Source organism: Saccharomonospora marina XMU15, from assembly GCF_000244955.1.
GTDB classification, from domain to species: Bacteria; Actinomycetota; Actinomycetes; order Mycobacteriales; family Pseudonocardiaceae; genus Saccharomonospora_A; species Saccharomonospora_A marina.
The window spans coordinates 1,546,983-1,565,015 of record NZ_CM001439.1 but is presented as its reverse complement, the minus strand read 5'-3'; the positions used below and the strand labels follow the sequence as shown (position 1 = coordinate 1,565,015).

Sequence of the window (18,033 nt, the reverse complement as noted above, 5' to 3'; positions counted from 1 at the left end):
TCCGGTGTTGCGCCTCGTCCGCGGGTCAGGCCAGCGTGATCCGCAGCGTGAGCAGTTGCGTGCCGAACTTGCGCACCATCCGCGCGTGCCGCGCGTCCTCGAAGGTGTCCAGCCGCGCCTGCGGATCGTCGCCGTCGACCACCTCGGCCCTACCGCTGTGCCACCGGCCACGCAGCCGCACCCGGACGTCCGGGTTGGCCTCCAGGTTGCGCACGTATCCCGCGTGCCTGCCCTGCTCTGCGACGATCCACAGCGTGCCGTTCTCCTCGCGCACACCCACCACCGTCCGGCGACGCCTGCCGGTTCGACGTCCCACCGTCTCCACAATGGCGTGCCCTGGAACCACGCCGAGGAACACACCGAGCTTCGTCGGTGGATTGATCAGGTACTTCTGCACCAGCCGCACCTTGCGGCGCTTGTCGTGATCACTCATCAGCCCATCATGCTCGATTTCCGGCGCAGGAAGGGGCAACTCGCGGGCAGGAGTGCAGAACTCGCGGGCGGGAACGCAGAACTCGCCGACCGGAGCGGGGGACTCGCGAGTCGTGTCACATGTTGATCATGTGGCCTGCCAGGCCGTGGATCGCTTCCTTCACCGCTTCGCCGAGCGTCGGGTGCGCGTGGACGTTACGGGCGACCTCGTGCACCGTCAGGTCCCACTGCTGGGCGAGGGTCAACTCGGGCAGCAGTTCGGTCACCTCGGGGCCGATCAGGTGACCACCGAGCAGTTCGCCGTACTTTCCATCACTGATGATCTTGGCGAACCCGACGGTGTCGGCGAGCCCGTGTGCCTTGCCGTTGGCCGAGAACGGGAACTTCGCCACCCGAACGTCGTGGCCCGCCGCGCGCGCCTGCTCCTCCGTCAGCCCGAAGCTGGCGATCTGGGGCTGGCAGTAGGTGGCCCTCGGGATCATGCGGTAGTCGAGTTCCATCGTCTCCGCGTCGGCGATGGTCTCCGCCGCGACGATGCCCATCGACTCCGCGGCGTGGGCGAGCATCAACTTCGCCGTCACGTCCCCGATCGCGAAGATGTGCGGCACACTCGTGCGACAGCGACCATCCACTTCGATAGCTCCGCGCTCGGTGAGCCGAACACCGGTGTTCTCGAGCCCATAACCGTCCACATTGGGCTGGAACCCCATGGCCTGCAGCACCTTGTCGGCTTCGATGGTCTGCTGCCCGTCCGGCCCGGACACGGTGACGCGGACGTTGTCGCCGCTGTCGTCGATGGCTTCCACCCGCGTAGAGGTGTACACGTCGATACCCAACCTGCGGTAGCGCCTCGCGAGTTCGGCCGAAACCTCCTCGTCCTCGGCGGGAACCACGCGGTCGAGGAACTCCACGATCGTCACCTTGACGCCGTAGTTGTGCAGCACGTAGGCGAACTCCACGCCGATCGCGCCGGCACCGCAGATCACGATGCTGCCAGGAAGCTGCGAGGCCAGGATCTGCTCCTCGTAGGTCACCACGCGTTCGCTCACGGCCGTACCCGGCAACAGCTTCGGCGTCGCACCGGTGGCGATGATGCAGTGGTCGAAGGTCACCTCGTCGGTCTCGCCGTCGGCGCGGCTGACAGTCACGGACTTGTCCGATGTGAACGCTGCCCTGCCTTCGTACTGGGTGATGGCGTTCTTCTTCATCAGGTAGTGCACACCCTTGACACGCCCGTCGGCCACCTTGCGGCTGCGCTGGAAGGCCGCGAGGTAGTCGAAGGTCACCTCGCCGTCGACCTGGATACCGAAGGTTCGCGCCTCCTTGGTGAACAGGTGTGCGAGCTCGGCGTTGCGCAGCAACGCCTTCGACGGGATACACCCGACGTTGAGGCACACCCCGCCCCAGTAGCGCTCCTCGATGATGGCGGTGTCGTAACCGAGTTGGGCCGCGCGGACCGCGGCGGTGTACCCGCCGGGGCCAGCACCCAGCACCACAACGTCGAAGTGTTCGCTCATGGTCGCGATTATGCCTGTAGCAGCTCCGGTGGCGGGTCCTGGTCACGCACCTGCGCGAGCAGCGCGATGATCGCTGCCATGATCCGCTCGGTCGCCTCCCGCAACTGGCTCGCGGTGGGCCGTTCACCCGCGAGGTCGGACAACTCCACCGGCGGGCCGGCCGCCAGGTGGATGGTCGGGCGGGGAATCACCCGTGGCACCCACGCGCCCGGCGGGAGCAGCCTTCGCGTTCCCCAGCACACGAGCGGGACGACAGGCGCCCCCGTGGTCAGTGCCATTCTGGCCAGGCCGGTCTTGCCCCGCATCGGCCAGCCATCCGCGCGTTCGGTGAACGTCCCCTCCGGAAACACCGCCACGCACTCGCCCGCCTGCACGGCGGCCACCCCGTTCCGGTAGGCATCGAGCACGCTGGTCCTGCCGCGATGCACCCGAATGTGGCGACCGGAGGCCATCACCGACCGGATCAGCGGCACCTTCCACAACCCCGCCTTCGCGAAGAACCGAGGAACCCGTCCCGCCGCCAGGCAGAACAGGGTGACCAACGGCGGATCGGCAAAGGAGACATGGTTGCTCGCCACCAGGACGCCGCCCTGCCTCGGCAGGTGGCCGAGCCCGCTGAGGCGCCACCGCGTCGTTACCGCCAGCAGCAGCGCCACGATCTCGATGGCGATCCCGAACCACAGGCCCCGCCCCCGCCGGGGGAACCGGCGGATGATGCTCAGCGGTCGGAGTCGGCCTCCACCGGCCACCCCGCGTACTCGCGGACGAGCCGCTGCGCCCTGATCAGGCCCGGCAGTTCCGCCGGGTCCAGCTCTCCCAGTTCGGCGTGGTGCTGTGCCTCCGCCAGCTTCGTCAGCAGACCGACGACATCGACCGTCGAGTGCTGGGTCACGGTCATCCCCTTCCTGCCCGCTCAGCCGACGCGCTCCAGCACCACGACGGGAATGTCCCTGTCGGTACTGCGCTGGTAGTCGTCGTAGGCGGGCCAGACCTTGGTCATGATCGGCCACAACCGAGCCTTCTCGTCGGGTCCTGCCGTGCGCGCGCGGGCACGGAACACCTCCGCCCGCACCTGCACCTCCACGTCCGGGTCGTGCGCCAGGTTCTTGTACCAGCCGGGATGGTCGTCGGCGCCGCCCTTCGACGCGACGACGACGTAGTCGCCGTCGTGTTCCTGGTAGATGAGCGCGAACTTGTGTGGCTTGCCGGTCCGGCGGCCCTTGGTGGTGAGGATCAACACGGGCGCGCCGTTCTCCCAATCGTGACCGACCTCCCCGGCTGTCTCCTCGTAACGGCGCACATGCTCGTCGCCGAAGAGCATCAAGCCACCCCCTACGAAACGGTTACCGACGGTCTCCACCTTACGCCCGCTCGGCCAGCACATCGGCCAGCAACCGCGGGTCCACGTTGCCGCCGGAGATCACCGCCACGGTGCTTCCGGATGGTAGTTGGTCTGCCCGGGACAGGTAGGCCGCCAGCGATACCGCGCCGCTGGGCTCGGCCACCAGGCGCGCCTTGCGGGCGAGCACGGCCATCGCCGAGCGGATCTGCTCCTCGCTGACGGTAACGACGCCGTCCAGCACCTCTCGCAGGTGGGCGAAGGTGAATTCGGAGGGCTGCGTGCGAAGACCGTCGGCGATCGTGCGTGCCCTGCGTTCCACCGGCCAGTCCACAGCGGCGTCCGCGCTCAAGCTCTCCGTTGTGGTCGCTGACAGCTCCGGTTCCACGGCGATCACCTTCGTGCGTGGAGACAGCGCCTTGACCGCCGTACCGATTCCCGAGGCGAGTCCACCACCGGAGACCGGTACCAGTACCGCGTCGACGCCCGCCAGGTCGGCCACGATCTCCGCGCCGATGGTGCCCTGCCCCGCGACGACGTCAGGGTGGTCGAACGGGGGCACGAGCACGGCGCCGCGGTCGGCGACGATCTCGTTGGCTGCGGCCTCGCGCTGCCCGATCGGCACCAGGACAACCTCGGCGCCGTACCCCCGGGTGTTGTCGATCTTCACCTGAGGTGTCACGTCGGGCATGACGATGGTGGCTTCGACACCGAACGCGCGAGCCGCGTAAGCGACGGCCTGCGCGTGGTTGCCACTGGAGTAGGTCACGACACCACGTCGCCGTACTCGTTCGTCCAGCCGCGCGACGGCGTTGTACGCGCCGCGCAGCTTGAACGCGCCGATGGGTTGCAGCGACTCGGGCTTCAGCCACAACGGCCGGTCGGACGCGGCCCACGTCGCGGGCAACAGCGGGGTCCGAACGACCGCGCCATCGATGCGCGCGGCGGCGGCCCGGATGTCGTCGACGGTCACCAGTTCCACACCTGGAGTCTGCCCTATCAGCGGCGCCGTTCGCGAACAAGAATCGCGTCCGCTGTGGATCACCCGCAGGGCGTGGCCGGACACTTCTACAGTGGATCAGTCGTCACCGCCAATGGGCCTTACGGGCCAGTGGTCTGCCACCGAGGCGAGGCGCGAATGCGCCGATCAGAGGTTCGACCTCGGCTGTTACCGGGTAGTACCCTTGACACGGTCACTCCTGTGGAGGCCATATGGTCCACGAAGATGCCCTGGACCGGCTGCTTCGGGCTTGGCGGGAGGATATCGACAGCGAACCGTTCCCCGTCATCACCGATGTGGTGCTGCCACGGCAGCGACGCCGGCGACTGGGCAATGACGAGAATCACACCGGTCGCCGTGGGCGTCCCCGGGACAATCACACATCCTCACCGCAGTGAGCGGCACCGCCGCCATTACCTCTACCTAAGTGGAACTCGGAGTAGGGTGGCTGTCGTGACGACGAAGCTTGCCGACTACCTCAGCATCGGCCAGGTCGCCGAGCGCAGCGGCGTGCCACACACCACGCTGCGGTTCTACGAGGAGCGCGGCCTGATCACCTCCGAGCGGTCATCGGGTAACCAGCGTCGCTACCCACGCGCCGTGCTGCGCCGGATCGCGTTCATCCGCGCGGCGCAGCGGGTGGGTCTCAGCCTCGAACAGATCGGCGAAGCGCTTGCCGACCTGCCCCGCGACCACGCACCGACGAAGGCCGACTGGGCCAGGCTGTCCCGCAACTGGCGTGCGGAACTCGACGCCCGCATCGACGCGTTGCAGCGCCTGCGTGACCAGCTCACCGGTTGCGTGGGCTGCGGCTGCCTTTCGCTACGTACCTGTGGCCTGCACAACGTCGACGACAGGCTCGCCAACTTCGGACCTGGTGCGCCGCTGCTGAAGCCCGCCACCGAGGGCGGCATCTGATCGCCCATCACGCGCGGCGCTTCGGGCGGCCCAACATGCGCCTGCCCACCTCGAACAGGTGCGAGCGCAACGTGTCGTCGTCGAGGTCCTCGTGGTCGGGCGCGCCTCCTGTCAGCGCCAGCCCCGCGAGTATCACGTGCACCGTGATGACGCCCGCGAGGCCGGGCTCCGGCCCGGCAAGCAGCGTCACCATCCTGGTCTTGAAGTTCTCTTCGCCGCGCAGTGACCTGTCGATGGCGCGGGCAACCCCGGGGTCGGTGTTGAACAGCGCCACCAGGGTCCGATGCCTCACGATGAGGTCGACGAACCCGGCAAGCGCGTGGTCGATCTGGGCTCCCCTGGATCGTTGCGCGGCGGCCTCGTCGAGGACCTGCTCCAACTCCCGCAACGCGGGCGCGGCGACGGCCTCGGTGATCTCGTCCTTGGTCTTGAAGTGGTAGTAGACGGCGGCCTTCGTCACGCCGAGTTCGTCGGCGATCATCTGCAATGACGTACCGCCCACGCCGTGCTCGCTGAACAGTCGCACCGCCGTGGCCAGTAGCCGTGACTTCGTGTCCTCGGCGACGGTGCCGACGGTCATTGAAGCCATTGAAGCCTCCTCACCGAACAGCGGCGACAGTACGCGCAGGCGCTCTTCTCGCCAAGCATGCACTTGTCGATCGGCAAGTGGACCATAGTGTTCGGCCGATCACATCGCTAGCCGATCGGCTTGGAGCTCTCTAGCCGATCGGCTAGTTTCGTCGGTGAACGCATCCGTCCGTACCGAAACGGAGCCTGGCGTGGCCACCTTCCTGTCCCGTGTCGGCCGGTTCTCATTCCAGCGCCGCTGGCTGGTCACCGGCATCTGGGTCGTCCTTCTCGCGGCCTTCGGCGTCGGCGCCCTGACGCTGTCCGGGCAGACCACCAACTCGGTGGCCATCCCGGGCACCGAGTCGCAGCGGGCGATCGAGCAGTTGAAGCAGAAGTTCCCCGAAGCCGGGGTGGGAGGAGCCACCGCCCGCGTCGTGATGGCCGCGCCGCAGGGCGAGAAGCTGGACCCGGCCACCGTCGCCGAGGTCGTGGACGGCCTGCGCGCCGCGCCGAAGGTCGCAGGCGTCACCGACCCGTTCCAGGCACGGATGGTGTCGCCCGACGGCAGGATCGCGCTCGCCCAGGTGACCTACCAGGTGAAGAACTTCGAGCTGACCGAGTCCGACCGTGAGGCACTGCGCTCGGCCGCCGACCCGGGCAGGGCCGAGGGTCTGGCGGTGGAGTTCGGTGGCGACGCGATGCAGCCGATGCCGCAGACGCAGCCGACCGAAGGCATCGGGGTCGCAGTCGCCGCGGTGGTGCTCATCGTGACGTTCGGTTCGCTGCTCGCCGCGGGCCTGCCGCTGCTGACCGCGCTCATCGGCATCGGGATCGGCATGGCGGGCATCACCGCCGCGTCCGGCTTCCTTGAGCTGAACTCCAACACGCCGGTGCTCGCGCTGATGATCGGCCTCGCCGTTGGTATCGACTACGCGCTGTTCATCCTCTCCCGGTACCGCCACGAACTGCGGCAGGGACGCGAACCCGCCGACGCCGCCGCCCTCGCCGTCGGTACGGCGGGCTCCGCTGTCGTCTTCGCCGGGCTGACAGTGATCATCGCGCTGGCAGGCCTCACCATCGTCGGTATCCCGGTGCTCGGCGAGATGGGCCTCGCCGCGTCGGTGACCGTCGCGGTCGCGGTGCTGATCGCTTTGACCCTGCTGCCCGCCGTCCTCGGCTTCGTGCGTACGAAGGTGCTTGGCGGGCGCATCCCCGGGCTGCGAGGCGGCAACGGCAACGGTCCGACGCTGGGTGAGCGCTGGGCGGCGCTCGTCGCGCGGCGGCGCGGCATCGTGCTCGTCCTCTCGGTGGCCGGGCTGGCTGTGCTGGCGGTCCCCGCCACGGACATGCGGCTGGGCCTTCCCAACGACAGCACCGCACCGCCGGACTCCACGCAGCACAGGGCCTACAACCTGATCAGCGAGGGTTTCGGCCCCGGGTCCAACGGGCCGCTCGTCGTCATGGTGGAGGCGCAGACCGATCCGAGGGCCGCCGTGAGCGCAGCCGCCCGGCGGATCAGCGCGCTCGACGACGTCGCCGCCGTGACGCCGCCCCGGTTCAACGCCGCGGGCGACACCGCGCTGCTGAACGTGGTGCCCAAGAGCGGCCCGAGCAGCGCGGAAACCGAGCAGCTCGTCACCGACATCCGCGCGGAGGGTCAGGCGCTTCACGACCGCACCGGCGCCACCGTGTCCGTCACCGGCTACACCGCACTGAACATCGACGTCTCCCGCAAGATGGCCGACGCCCTACTGCCCTACCTCTCGCTGATCGTGGGCCTGGCGTTCATCCTGCTCATGCTGGTCTTCCGCTCCGTGGTGGTGCCGTTGAAGGCGGCCGTGGGCTTCCTGGGCTCGGTGGCGGCCACCTTCGGCGCCGTCGTGGCGGTGTTTCAGTGGGGCTGGCTCGGTGACCTGCTCGGCGTGGAGTCGACCGGCCCCGTGATGAGCATGCTGCCCATCCTGCTCATCGGCGTGCTGTTCGGCCTCGCCATGGACTACCAGGTGTTCCTGGTGACGCGGATGCGTGAGGAACACGTCCACGGCGCCACACCCGACCAGGCTATGGTCATCGGTTTCAAACACGGCTCGCGCGTGGTGGTCGCCGCGGCGCTCATCATGATCAGTGTCTTCGCCGGATTCGTACTCGCCGAGGAAACGCTCATCCAGTCGGTCGGCTTCGCGCTGGCGTTCGGGGTCGCGATGGACGCCTTCGTGGTGCGGATGACCATCGTGCCCGCGGTGATGTCACTGCTGGGCAAGCGGGCGTGGTGGCTGCCGCGCTGGCTGGACCGCGTGCTGCCGCGCGTGGACGTCGAGGGTGAGCGGCTCGCCGCGAAACCCCCGGAGGGCGGACACGGCACCGACCGCACCCTGGAGCCGGTGTAGCGGTCCGTCAGTACAGCCAGGCGATGGCCGCGCCCGCCGCCAGCAGCGCGGTCACGCCGAGCGCCACGGAGAGCGGGCGCGACTTCTTCCACACGCTGTATGCGCCACCCGCCAGGAACCCCGCAACAGCGAACAGCACCAGCGGCAGCCAGGTCTGCATCTAGAGCACACCCTTCGTGGACGGCACGCCACCCACTCTGGGGTCCGGCTCAGTGGCCGCCCGCAACGCCCTGGCCACCGCCTTGTACTGCGCCTCGGCGATGTGGTGCGGGTCGCGGCCATGCAGCACCCGAACGTGCAGCGCGAGCTGGGCGTGGAAGGACAGCGACTCGAACACGTGCCTGGTGAGCACGAACGGGTAGTTGCCGCCGATGGTGAAGGTGTTGAACTCCTCCGGCTCGCCGAGCTGCACACAGTAGGGGCGCCCCGAGACGTCGATGGCGGCGTGGGCGAGCGTCTCGTCCATGGGAATCCACGCGTCACCGAATCGGCGGATGCCCGCTTTGTCGCCGAGTGCCTCGCGGATCGCCTGCCCGAGCACGATCGCGGTGTCCTCGACCGTGTGGTGTGCGTCGATGTGGACGTCGCCGCGCGCTTCGATTCTGAGGTCGAGCGAACCATGCACGCCGAAGGAGTTCAGCATGTGGTCGTAGAACGGCACGCCGGTGGTGACCTCGACCTGGCCGGTGCCGTCCAGGTCCAGCTCCACTCGGATCGACGATTCCTTGGTGGTGCGTTCCACCTTGCCTACCCGAGTCACCTCGGGACCTCCTTGCTCGCCTCCAGAAAGGCGTCGTTCTCCTCCGGCCTGCCCACGGTGACCCGCAGATGCCCCTCGATGCCGACGTCGCGGACCAGCACGCCCTTGTCCACGTAGGACTGCCAGGCGGCCGCCGCGTCGGTGAATCCGCCGAAGAGGATGAAGTTGGCGTCGCTTGGCACCGTGGTGAAACCCATGCCCTGCAACGTCTGCGCCACCCGGTCGCGCTCGGCCGCCAGCCTGGCCACCGACGCGAGCGTCGCCTCGGCATGCCGGAGGGCGGCGCGCGCGGCGGCCTGTGTCAGCGAGGAAAGGTGGTACGGCAGGCGCACCAGTTGCAGCGCGTCCACCACCGCGGGCGCGGCCGCCAGGTAGCCCAGCCTCCCACCCGCGAAGGCGAACGCCTTGCTCATCGTGCGAGAGACCACCAGTTTGGCCGGGTACTGCTCGAGCAACCGCACCGCGCTGGGCCGGGCCGAGAACTCCGCGTACGCCTCGTCGACAACCACCATGCCCGGAGCCACCCACAGCAGCGACTCGAGGTCGGCAGGCGGAATCGAGCCGCCCGTGGGGTTGTTGGGGCTGGTCAGGAACAGCACGTCCGGTTGCCGCTGCGTGACGAGGCGGGCCGCCTCACGCACGTCGAGGGAGAAGTCCGGCCTTCGAGGCGCGGGCAGCCAGTCGGTACGTGTGCCCGCCGCGATGATCGGATGCATCGAGTACGACGGCTCGAAGCCCAGCGCGCAGCGGCCCGGCCCGCCGAAGGCCTGCAGCAACTGCTGCAGGATCTCGTTGGAACCGTTGGCCGCCCACACGTTGCGCTCGGTGAGCGGGACGCGGGTGGACACCGAGAGGTAGGCGGCCAGATCCCTGCGCAGTTCGACGGCGTCGCGGTCGGGGTAGCGGTGCAGCGTGCTCGCCGCCTCACGCACCGCCTCGGTGACGTCGGCGACCAGCTCGGCGGGCGGCGGGTAGGGGTTCTCGTTGGTGTTCAACCGGACCGGCACGTCCAGTTGCGGTGCACCGTAGGGGCTGCGGCCCCGCAGGTCGTCGCGCAGCGGCAACTGATCCAGCGTCACCTCGTCGGCGCTCACGCCTCACCCTCCGGGAACCGGGCGGAAACCGCCTCGCCGTGCGCGGGCAGGTCCTCCGCCTCGGCCAGCACCACCACCTTGTCAGCCACCGCCCGCAGCGCGTCGGCGCTGTAGTCCACCACGTGGATGCCGCGTAGGAAGCTTTGCACCGAAAGCCCCGACGAGTGCCGCGCGAACCCTCCCGTGGGCAGCACATGGTTGGAGCCCGCGCAGTAGTCACCGAGCGAGACCGGCGCGTACGGCCCGACGAAGACCGCGCCCGCGTTGCGCACCCGCGCCGCGACGGAGCTGGCCTGCGCGGTCTGGATCTCCAGGTGCTCCGCGGCGTAGGCGTTCACCACGCGAAGCCCGTCGTCCACTGTCGACACCAGCACGGTGCCGGACTGCTTGCCGCGCAACGCCTGCTCCACCCGCTCGGTGTGCTTGGTGGCCGCGACCCTGCGCTGCAACTCGGCGTCGACCGCGTCGGCGAGCCGCTCGGACGTGGTCACCAGCACGCTGGCCGCGAGCACGTCGTGCTCTGCCTGGCTGATCAGGTCGGCGGCCACGTGCTCGGGATCGGCGGTGTCGTCGGCCAGGATCGCGATCTCGGTGGGGCCCGCCTCGGAGTCGATGCCGATGAGGCCACGCAGCATCCGCTTGGCGGCGGTGAGGTAGATGTTGCCGGGTCCGGTGACGAGATCGGCGGGCTCCAGCGGTCGCCCGTCGGTGTCGGTGCCGCCGTAGGCGAGCAGCGCGACGGCCTGCGCGCCACCGACCGCCCACACCTCGCGAACCCCGAGCAGCGCGGCGGCGGCGAGGATCGTCGGGTGCACGAGCCCACCGAACTCCGCCTGCGGCGGCGAGCACAGCACCAGCGACTCCACGCCCGCGGCCTGAGCGGGCACGACGTTCATCACCACGCTGGAGGGGTACACGGCAAGCCCGCCCGGTGCGTAGAGGCCGACCCGCGCGACCGGAACCCAGCGCTCGGTGACGGTGCCGCCCTCGACGACACGCGTGGTCACATCGGTTCGGCGCTGGTCGGCGTGCACGGTGCGGGCCCGGGAGATCGACTCCTGCAACGCCTCGCGCACCTTCGGGTCCAGCTCGGCCAGCGCACGATCGATTTCCGCCTCCGGTACCCGGACGGTGTGCGGCCGCACCTGGTCGAAGCGCTGCGTGTACTCCAGCACCGCCTCGACCCCTCGGTCGCGCACGGCCTCCACCACCGGGCGTACCTGATGCAGCACCGCGTCCACGTCCACCTCGGCGCGCGGCAGGGTGGCGCGCAGTTCCGCGGGGGAAGGGACACGACCTCGCAGGTCGGTGCGGCTCAACATAGGGTCTAGGGTACGAGCCAGTACCGCGTCCGCGACCGGGAGGTAGCCGTGCTGCGAGTCGCCCTGTGCCAGCTCACATCGAGCACCGATCCGAAGAGCAACCTCGATCTCGTCAGGGAATGGGTGGGCAGGGCCGCGGCGGAGGGCGCCCGCGTGGTCGTGTTCCCCGAAGCCATGATGGCGCGGTTCGGAGTACGGCTCGCGCCGCTCGCCGAGCCGGTGGACGGGCCGTGGGCGCTGGCGGTCAGCGAGATCGCGCGGGACGCAGGCGTGCTGGTGATCGCAGGCATGTTCACCCCCGACGGCGACCGGGTTCGTAACACGCTGCTGGTGACCGGGCTCGGCGAGCACCTCGGCTACGACAAGATCCACCTGTACGACGCCTTCGGCTTCCGCGAGTCCGACACCGTCGCGGGAGGCTCCGAACAGGTCACCGTGGACGTCGACGGGGTCAGGCTCGGCCTTGCCACCTGCTACGACGTGCGGTTCCCCGAGCTGTTCCAGTCGCTGGCCGACGCGGGCAGCAGTGCGGTGGTGCTACCGGCGTCGTGGGGTGCGGGCAAGGGCAAACGCGAGCAGTGGGAGCTACTGGTACGGGCAAGGGCGCTCGACTCCGGCTGCTGGGTGCTGGCGTGCGGGCAGGCGCATCCGGCCGCGACCGGCACCGAGGTCAATCCCAAGGCGCCCACCGGCATCGGGTACTCGGCCGTGGCTGACCCGTTCGGGCACCTGCACGCGCAGTTGGGCGCCGAACCGGATCTGCTCGTCGCCGACATCGACTCCGAACTGGCCGCCAAGTCGCGCGAGGCGACCGGCGTGCTGGCCAATCGCAGGCTCGGTCGCGGGTGAGCCAGCGGCCTCGACGGCCCGCCTCACCCGCCCTCGCGCAGGTCCATCCCGATGTCCAGCGCCGACACCGAGTGGGTGAGCGCCCCCACCGCCAGGTAGTCCACTCCCGATTCGGCGTAGGCACGGGCGTTCTCCAACCGCAACCCGCCCGAGGCCTCCAACCTCGTCCTCGGTGACCGCGCGTCACGCAGCCGCACCCCGTCGGCGCAGCCGGCGGGGGTGAAGTTGTCCAGCAACACCTCGTCGGCACCCGCATCGAGCGCCTCGGCAAGTTGATCGAGGTTGTCGACCTCCACCTCGCACGGCAGCCCCGCCGCGCGCTCCCGCGCGAGCCGCAGCGCCTCGGAGACCGATCCGGCGGCCACCACGTGGTTGTCCTTGATGAGCACCGCGTCGCCAAGGCCCATCCGATGGTTCACCCCGCCCCCGAGGCGCACCGCGTACTTCTGCAGCAGCCGCAACCCGGGCAGCGTCTTGCGGGAGTCGCGGATCGCGCAGCCGGTGCCCCGCACCGCCGAAACCCATGCCGCCGTCGCGGTCGCCACCCCGCAGAGGTGGCACAGCAGGTTCAGCACGGTCCGCTCCGCGGTGAGCAAACCCCTCACCCCGCCGCGCACCACCAGCACCGGTTCGCCCGCCGCCACGGCGCTGCCGTCGAGGCGGCTGCTCACCACCTCGTAGCCGTCGCCCAGCACCGCGTCGAACACCGCGAGCGCCACGGGTATGCCCGCGACGACACCCGGCGCGCGGGGTGTCAACTCCGCCGTCGCCGTGGCGGCTTCGGGCACGGTCGCGGCCGTGGTGGCGTCGGGCCCGTACCGCAGGTCCTCCTGCAGTGCGGTGGTGACCACCCTGCGCGCGTCGTCCAGGTCCAGTTCGGTCGCCGTCACGCCGCGGTCTCCAGCACCGGGTCGGCCAGCACCGGCCTGCCCGACGGCCCGAGCCTGACGTACAGGCTGCGCTGCCAGGAGGTGTCGTCGCGTCGTGGATGGTCGGTGCGCACGTGGCTACCTCTCGACTCCTGCCTGCGCTCGGCCGCCACGACCAGCGCCTGCGCTATCAGCGTCAGCGCCGCGTCCTCCACGGCGCGGTGTGTCCACAGCGGTCCGTTCTCCGTGGACAGATCGAGCACCGAACCCGCGACGGCCAACCCTTCGGCGTCCCTGCCGATGGCGGCGTAGCGGCTCATCACCCGCTGCAGCACGTCGCGATCGGCGATCGGCACGGCGCCGGTTCGCGGGTCGCTGCCGTACGCGGGGTCGGCGAGGCGGCCCGCGGCCAGGTCCGCTGCGACGGCCTCGGCCGCACGCTCGGCCATCACCAGGCCTTCGAGCAGGCTGTTGGACGCCAGCCGGTTGGCTCCGTGCAGGCCGGTCCGCGCGACCTCGCCCGCGGCGTACAGCCCTGACACCCCGGTGCGCCCTTCGGTGGTGGTGACCACGCCTCCGCAGGCGAAGTGCGCGGCTGGGGTGACCGGAATCGGGTCCACGGCCGGGTCGACGCCTTCGGCCAGGCACGCGGCGTGCACCGTGGGGAACCGGCGGTCGAATCCGGCGATCCCGGTGGCGTCGAGGAACACGTGGTCGTGCACGCCGCCGGGTGCCAAGGCCATCCTGCGGGTGATCGCGGCGGACACGACGTCACGTGGTGCGAGGTCGGCCAGTGGGTGCACTCCCCGCATCACCGGCCGTCCCGTGGCGTCCACGAGTACGGCCCCCTCACCGCGCACCGCCTCGGTGACGAGCGGGCGGCGGCCCCGGGCCGACGGGGTGTAGAGCACCGTGGGATGGAACTGCACGAACTCGATGTCGGCCACGCAAGCACCAGCCCGCAGCGCGAGGGCGATGCCGTCGCCCGTGGCAGGCTCGGGGTTGGAGGTCGCCTGGTAGAGCTGACCGAAGCCGCCGGTGGCCACGAGAACGGCGGGTGCGCGCAGCAACCCGGGCACGCCCTGCTCGTCCAGTACCGACACACCGGCCACCTCACCGGCGGGTGCGCGCAGCGCGTCGACGGCTACGTGGTGCTCCAGCACGGCGATGCGTTGCCTGCCCGCCGCGGCCACGAGGGCGCGTTCCACCTCGGCACCTGTGGCGTCGCCTCCCGCGTGGATGACGCGGAAGGCGCTGTGCCCGCCCTCCCGGGTCCGCGCCAGCCCGGAGTCGGTGGTGTCGAAGCGCGCGCCACGCCTGCGCAGCCTCGCGACGGCGCCCGGACCCGCGCGGACGATCTCGCGCACGGCATCGACATCACACAACCCCGCCCCGGCGGTGACGGTGTCGGCGGCATGGGAAAGCAGCGAGTCGCCCTCGGCGCCCTCGGCGTGCTCGCCGTCGAGCACGACGGCGACACCACCCTGTGCCCACCGGGTGTTGCCCTCGGCGACGGAGCCCTTGGTGACCACGAGAACCCGCAGCCCCAGTTCCGCGCCCCGCAGTGCCGCCGTCAGCCCCGCGACCCCGCTGCCGAGCACCACCAGGTCGGCCGTCGCCTCCCAACCGGGGGTTTTCGCTCTCGGGTCACTAACCTGTGCGCTCATTCGCCGCCGCCCGGCTTGCCGATCTCGATCATGCGCTGCACCGAGGCACGCGCGAGCCGCGCCGTCTCCGGGTCGACGTGCACCTCGTCGACGCCCTCCCGCAGCGCCCGCAGCAACGCGGCAGGGGTGATCAGTTTCATGTAGCGGCAGGTGGCACGGTCGTTGACCGCCCGGAAGTCGATCTCGGGCGCGGCCTTGCGCAGCTGGTGCAGCATGCCCGTCTCCGTGGCCACCAGCACCGAACCCGCCTTGGTCTGCTTGGCCGCCTTGAGCATGTCGCCGGTGGAGAGGATCTTCACCCGGCCCGGGGCGACCGTGCCCTCCCCTGCCAGGTACAGCGCCGAGGTGGCACACCCGCACTCGGGGTGGATGAACAGGTCGGCTTCGGGGTCGGCCTGCGCTCGCTCGGCGAGTTCGGGGCCGTTGATCCCGGCGTGCACGTGGCACTCACCGGCCCAGACGTGGAGGTTCTGCCTGCCGGTCTCCCGCCTGACGTGCGCGCCGAGGAACTGGTCGGGGCAGAACAGCACCTCGGTGTCACTCGGGATCGAGGCGACGACGTCCACCGCGTTCGACGACGTGCAGCAGATGTCGGTCTCGGCCTTCACCTCCGCCGTGGTGTTGACGTAGGAGACCACGACCGCACCGGGGTGTTGCGCCTTCCACTCGCGCAACTGCTCACCCGTGATGGAGTCGGCCAGCGAGCAGCCCGCCCTGGCGTCGGGGATCAGCACGGTCTTGTCCGGTGCGAGGATCTTCGCCGTCTCCGCCATGAAGTGCACACCGCAGAAGACGATGGTGGAGGCATCGCTGGCGGCGGCGATCCTGCTCAGCGCGAGCGAGTCACCGGTGTGGTCGGCGATCTCCTGGATCTCGGGCAGCTGGTAGTTGTGCGCGAGCAGCACCGCGTCTCGCTCGTCGGCGAGCCTGCGTACCTCCTCGGCCCAAGCCTCGTCCGCACGGACGCCCCCGTACGGAATGAGTTCGTCCACGTGCGCCGTCATGTTGATCCTCCGTGAGTTTTCGCCTTACAATCGAAAACCGTGCTATCACATATTAACAGCAACAACCCTGTGGCACACGAGGTGCTGGCGGCCGTGCTACAGGTGCGTTACACCACACCCGCCGGTGAGCACCCGCAGGCACACGGGCCCGCGAGCCTTCGGGTGCTGCTGTGGCGACGTGCGCTCGATCCGCATATCGGCAGGTGGTCGCTGCCGGGGGGCAGGCTGCGCCCCGACGAGGACGTGGAGACCTCGATCCGCAGGCAACTCGCCGAGAAGGTCGACGTGAAGCAGCTTTCCCACGTCGAGCAACTGGCGGTGTTCAGCGCACCGGACCGGGTACCGGGGCCGAGGGTGGTCGCCACTGCCTTTCTCGGCTTGGTGCCCGCGGGCGTCGACCCCGTGGTGCCGGAGGACACCGCCTGGCATCCGGTGGACGCGCTGCCGCGCACGGCGTTCGACCACGAGGCGATCGTGCTGCGGGCCCGCGATCGGCTGCGGGCGAAGCTGAGCTACACCAACCTCGGTTTCGCACTGGCACCGAAGGAGTTCACGATGTCCACGCTGCGTGAGTTGTACTCGGCTGCTCTGGGATATCCGGTGTCGGCGACCAATCTGCAACGGGTGTTGTCCCGGCGCGGCCTGCTGGTTCCGTCCGGTCGCACGGCCTCCCCCGGCCGCACCGGCGGGCGCCCCGCTGCGCTGTACTCGTTCGCGCACGCGGGAATGCAGGTGACCGACCCCTTCGCGGTACTGCGGCCACCCACACCGAAGCGGCCTGCCACGCGCGAACGAGCACGCCGGTCCCCGACGCCGTAACGTGAGAACGTGACCCAAAGCAGACGGGAGGGCGCTACCGCCTCACTGCCGCTGTTTCCGCTGCACACTGTGCTGCTACCGGGTGTGCATCTGCCGTTGCACATCTTCGAGCCCCGCTACCGGCAACTCACCATCGACCTGGTGACCGAGGTGGTGCCAAAGCGGGTGTTCGGCGTTGTCGCCATCAAGACATCCGTGGTCCGCGAAGTCGAGCGGCTCGAGCACGTACATGGCATCGGCTGCACCGCGTTGCTGCGAGAGGCCAAGCGCTTGCCGGACGGCCGGTTCGACATCATCACCACAGGACAACGCCGCTTCCGGCTGCTCGGACTCGACACCCGCTCCGCGCCCTACCTCGTGGGCAAGGTGGAGTGGATCGACGACGCACCACTGCCGGAAGGTGGCGAGGAAGTCGGCGTTCGACTCGCGGATGTGGCCAGGGCGGCCCACCGTCGCTACTGCGCGTTGGCATGGGAAAGAGACGGCTGGCGTTCTCCCGCCACCGATGTCGCACCCACCGAGCTTGCCTACCTGCTCGCCGCCGACTGCATGCTGCCGCTGTCCGACCGGCAGGCCCTGCTCGAGGAAACCCAGCCACTGCACAGACTGCGGCTGGCCTGCCAACTGCTGAGCAGGGAGGCTGGGTTTCTGTCCGAACTGCGCGCCGTACCGCCGCCCTACAGCGAGGTGGGCGAGCACCCGGCCAGGCCCAGTCTGAACTAGCGAGGGCCCGCCACCCCACCCGCAGCATCGACACCAGCGTCGCGGTCGAGAGCCCGAACGCAGAACTCGCGGCCAGGAACGCAGAACTCGCGGACGAGAGCGGGGGACTCGCGGACAGGAGCGGGGGACTCGCGATGGTCAGGCCAGCCGCCTGCCGAGGTCGTCGTGTCCGTACCAGGCGGCCAGCACCCCGTAGGCGAGCGCGGCCGTCATCGGCTGCGCCAGCAGCACCCAGCGCGATTCCAGCACCGGCGCCCGCTCGACCACCGCGCCCAGCCCCGGCGACTCGGGCACGGGGTAGCGCGCGTCCGCGAACGCGGTACCCAACCGCATCGCCAGCCACGCGGCCAGTAGCGAGCCACCCACAACCGCGAGCAGCGTCACCGGCCCGCGCCGCTGGCGCAGCAACCACACCACGGACCCGACGACCAGACCCGCCGAAAGGCCCAGCAGGAGGAAGATCGCCATGTCCTCGAAGCGGTGCCAGCTTTCCAGCTGCAGCGGCACCAGCCTGCCTTCCTCGGTGACCACCCGCATGCGCTGCGTCGGTGCAAGCAAGGCCCACAGCCAACCGAGTGGGATGCCCAGCAGCCCCACCAGTGACATCACGCTGACGGCGGGCAGCAGATCGGCCCTGACGGTCACACCGGCCACGGGCGCGGGCTTCACGGCGGGCTGCGCGGGCGGTGGCAGCGCGATGTCAGCTTGCTCCGCCTGCTCCGGCACTCCCGACCTCCCTTTGCGACGCCCCCGTCAGCGGCGA

20 protein-coding genes are annotated in these 18,033 nt (G+C 69.9%); 5 read left to right on the top strand and 15 right to left on the bottom strand.

Annotated features, from left to right (window positions below; all coding sequences use genetic code 11):
* Window positions 1–25: 25 nt before the first annotated feature.
* From SACMADRAFT_RS07380 to SACMADRAFT_RS07355, 6 genes are all read right to left on the bottom strand, one after another.
* Window positions 26–433, bottom strand: coding sequence for a nitroreductase/quinone reductase family protein (locus tag SACMADRAFT_RS07380; RefSeq protein WP_009153171.1), 408 nt, complete (start codon window positions 431–433; stop codon window positions 26–28).
* Between the two features lie 115 nt (window positions 434–548).
* Window positions 549–1,949, bottom strand: a complete 1,401-nt coding sequence (gene lpdA, locus SACMADRAFT_RS07375; RefSeq protein WP_009153170.1) for a dihydrolipoyl dehydrogenase — start codon at window positions 1,947–1,949, stop codon at window positions 549–551.
* A gap of 8 nt (window positions 1,950–1,957) precedes the next feature.
* The gene (locus SACMADRAFT_RS07370; RefSeq protein ID WP_009153169.1) at window positions 1,958–2,698 is read right to left on the bottom strand and encodes a lysophospholipid acyltransferase family protein; all 741 of its coding nucleotides are present in this window, start codon (window positions 2,696–2,698) and stop codon (window positions 1,958–1,960) included.
* A complete protein-coding gene (locus SACMADRAFT_RS07365; protein ID WP_157617208.1) occupies window positions 2,668–2,841 on the bottom strand; it encodes a hypothetical protein in 174 nt (57 codons plus the stop codon). Before SACMADRAFT_RS07365 ends, SACMADRAFT_RS07370 begins: the two co-directional genes overlap by 31 nt.
* A 21-nt stretch (window positions 2,842–2,862) precedes the next feature.
* On the bottom strand, window positions 2,863–3,270 hold the full coding sequence (locus SACMADRAFT_RS07360) for a nitroreductase family deazaflavin-dependent oxidoreductase (RefSeq protein WP_009153167.1): 408 nt from the start codon (window positions 3,268–3,270) through the stop codon (window positions 2,863–2,865).
* A 40-nt stretch (window positions 3,271–3,310) separates the two neighbouring features.
* Complete coding sequence (locus tag SACMADRAFT_RS07355) at window positions 3,311–4,270, bottom strand: threonine ammonia-lyase (RefSeq protein WP_040925586.1); 960 nt, start codon at window positions 4,268–4,270, stop codon at window positions 3,311–3,313.
* Between the two features lie 471 nt (window positions 4,271–4,741).
* On the opposite strand from SACMADRAFT_RS07355, the gene soxR reads away from it, so the two are divergent.
* A complete protein-coding gene (gene soxR / locus SACMADRAFT_RS07350; protein ID WP_009153164.1) occupies window positions 4,742–5,206 on the top strand; it encodes a redox-sensitive transcriptional activator SoxR in 465 nt (154 codons plus the stop codon).
* Window positions 5,207–5,213: 7 nt separating this feature from the next.
* Here soxR and SACMADRAFT_RS07345 read toward each other — a convergent pair whose 3' ends face one another.
* The gene (locus SACMADRAFT_RS07345) at window positions 5,214–5,786 is read right to left on the bottom strand and encodes a TetR/AcrR family transcriptional regulator (protein WP_040925585.1); all 573 of its coding nucleotides are present in this window, start codon (window positions 5,784–5,786) and stop codon (window positions 5,214–5,216) included.
* Between the two features lie 199 nt (window positions 5,787–5,985).
* Here SACMADRAFT_RS07345 and SACMADRAFT_RS07340 point away from each other — a divergent pair, with 199 nt between their 5' ends.
* Window positions 5,986–8,163 carry an MMPL family transporter gene (locus SACMADRAFT_RS07340; protein WP_009153162.1) on the top strand — a complete coding sequence of 726 codons (2,178 nt, stop codon included), beginning with the start codon at window positions 5,986–5,988 and terminating at the stop codon, window positions 8,161–8,163.
* Between the two features lie 7 nt (window positions 8,164–8,170).
* On the opposite strand, the gene SACMADRAFT_RS30305 is transcribed toward SACMADRAFT_RS07340, so the two are convergent.
* The 4 genes from SACMADRAFT_RS30305 to hisD are packed head-to-tail and all read right to left on the bottom strand — an operon-like array spanning window position 8,171 to window position 11,339.
* On the bottom strand, window positions 8,171–8,323 hold the full coding sequence (locus tag SACMADRAFT_RS30305) for a hypothetical protein (protein WP_009153161.1): 153 nt from the start codon (window positions 8,321–8,323) through the stop codon (window positions 8,171–8,173).
* A complete protein-coding gene (gene hisB / locus SACMADRAFT_RS07335) occupies window positions 8,324–8,923 on the bottom strand; it encodes an imidazoleglycerol-phosphate dehydratase HisB (RefSeq protein WP_009153160.1) in 600 nt (199 codons plus the stop codon). It lies immediately after the preceding gene.
* The gene (locus SACMADRAFT_RS07330) at window positions 8,920–10,017 is read right to left on the bottom strand and encodes a histidinol-phosphate transaminase (protein WP_009153159.1); all 1,098 of its coding nucleotides are present in this window, start codon (window positions 10,015–10,017) and stop codon (window positions 8,920–8,922) included. Before SACMADRAFT_RS07330 ends, hisB begins: the two co-directional genes overlap by 4 nt.
* Window positions 10,014–11,339, bottom strand: a complete 1,326-nt coding sequence (hisD, locus tag SACMADRAFT_RS07325; protein WP_009153158.1) for a histidinol dehydrogenase — start codon at window positions 11,337–11,339, stop codon at window positions 10,014–10,016. Before hisD ends, SACMADRAFT_RS07330 begins: the two co-directional genes overlap by 4 nt.
* 48 nt (window positions 11,340–11,387) lie before the next feature.
* Between hisD and SACMADRAFT_RS07320 the strand changes: the two genes are divergently transcribed.
* Window positions 11,388–12,188 carry a carbon-nitrogen hydrolase family protein gene (locus tag SACMADRAFT_RS07320; RefSeq protein WP_009153157.1) on the top strand — a complete coding sequence of 267 codons (801 nt, stop codon included), beginning with the start codon at window positions 11,388–11,390 and terminating at the stop codon, window positions 12,186–12,188.
* 23 nt (window positions 12,189–12,211) lie between these two features.
* Here the strand turns inward: SACMADRAFT_RS07320 and nadC are convergent, their stop codons facing one another.
* Genes nadC through nadA form a run of 3 tightly spaced genes read right to left on the bottom strand, consistent with a single transcriptional unit; the run spans window position 12,212 to window position 15,728 of the window.
* Window positions 12,212–13,078 carry a carboxylating nicotinate-nucleotide diphosphorylase gene (nadC, locus tag SACMADRAFT_RS07315; protein WP_009153156.1) on the bottom strand — a complete coding sequence of 289 codons (867 nt, stop codon included), beginning with the start codon at window positions 13,076–13,078 and terminating at the stop codon, window positions 12,212–12,214.
* A complete protein-coding gene (locus tag SACMADRAFT_RS07310; RefSeq protein ID WP_009153155.1) occupies window positions 13,075–14,724 on the bottom strand; it encodes an L-aspartate oxidase in 1,650 nt (549 codons plus the stop codon). The genes nadC and SACMADRAFT_RS07310 overlap by 4 nt, the downstream gene beginning before the upstream one ends.
* Window positions 14,721–15,728, bottom strand: coding sequence for a quinolinate synthase NadA (nadA, locus tag SACMADRAFT_RS07305; protein WP_009153154.1), 1,008 nt, complete (start codon window positions 15,726–15,728; stop codon window positions 14,721–14,723). Before nadA ends, SACMADRAFT_RS07310 begins: the two co-directional genes overlap by 4 nt.
* Before the next feature lie 93 nt (window positions 15,729–15,821).
* Here nadA and SACMADRAFT_RS07300 point away from each other — a divergent pair, with 93 nt between their 5' ends.
* Complete coding sequence (locus tag SACMADRAFT_RS07300) at window positions 15,822–16,547, top strand: NUDIX hydrolase (RefSeq protein ID WP_157617371.1); 726 nt, start codon at window positions 15,822–15,824, stop codon at window positions 16,545–16,547.
* Window positions 16,548–16,556: 9 nt separating this feature from the next.
* Entirely contained in the window at window positions 16,557–17,270 is a 714-nt protein-coding gene (locus SACMADRAFT_RS07295) for an LON peptidase substrate-binding domain-containing protein (RefSeq protein WP_009153152.1), read from the top strand.
* Between the two features lie 138 nt (window positions 17,271–17,408).
* On the opposite strand, the gene SACMADRAFT_RS07290 is transcribed toward SACMADRAFT_RS07295, so the two are convergent.
* Window positions 17,409–17,996: a DUF2567 domain-containing protein gene (locus tag SACMADRAFT_RS07290; protein ID WP_009153151.1), complete on the bottom strand. Its 588-nt coding sequence runs from the start codon at window positions 17,994–17,996 to the stop codon at window positions 17,409–17,411.
* Window positions 17,997–18,033: the final 37 nt, after the last annotated feature.

What these genes read in the sequence shown, in the direction of transcription:
- SACMADRAFT_RS07380 (WP_009153171.1), bottom strand. Translation starts at nt 433, where the DNA reads ATGAGTGATCACGACAAGCGCCGCAAGGTGCGGCTGGTGCAGAAGTAC.
- lpdA (WP_009153170.1), bottom strand. Translation starts at nt 1,949, where the DNA reads ATGAGCGAACACTTCGACGTTGTGGTGCTGGGTGCTGGCCCCGGCGGG.
- SACMADRAFT_RS07360 (WP_009153167.1), bottom strand. Translation starts at nt 3,270, where the DNA reads ATGCTCTTCGGCGACGAGCATGTGCGCCGTTACGAGGAGACAGCCGGG.
- SACMADRAFT_RS07345 (WP_040925585.1), bottom strand. Translation starts at nt 5,786, where the DNA reads ATGACCGTCGGCACCGTCGCCGAGGACACGAAGTCACGGCTACTGGCC.
- SACMADRAFT_RS30305 (WP_009153161.1), bottom strand. Translation starts at nt 8,323, where the DNA reads ATGCAGACCTGGCTGCCGCTGGTGCTGTTCGCTGTTGCGGGGTTCCTG.
- hisD (WP_009153158.1), bottom strand. Translation starts at nt 11,339, where the DNA reads ATGTTGAGCCGCACCGACCTGCGAGGTCGTGTCCCTTCCCCCGCGGAA.
- SACMADRAFT_RS07310 (WP_009153155.1), bottom strand. Translation starts at nt 14,724, where the DNA reads ATGAGCGCACAGGTTAGTGACCCGAGAGCGAAAACCCCCGGTTGGGAG.
- nadA (WP_009153154.1), bottom strand. Translation starts at nt 15,728, where the DNA reads ATGACGGCGCACGTGGACGAACTCATTCCGTACGGGGGCGTCCGTGCG.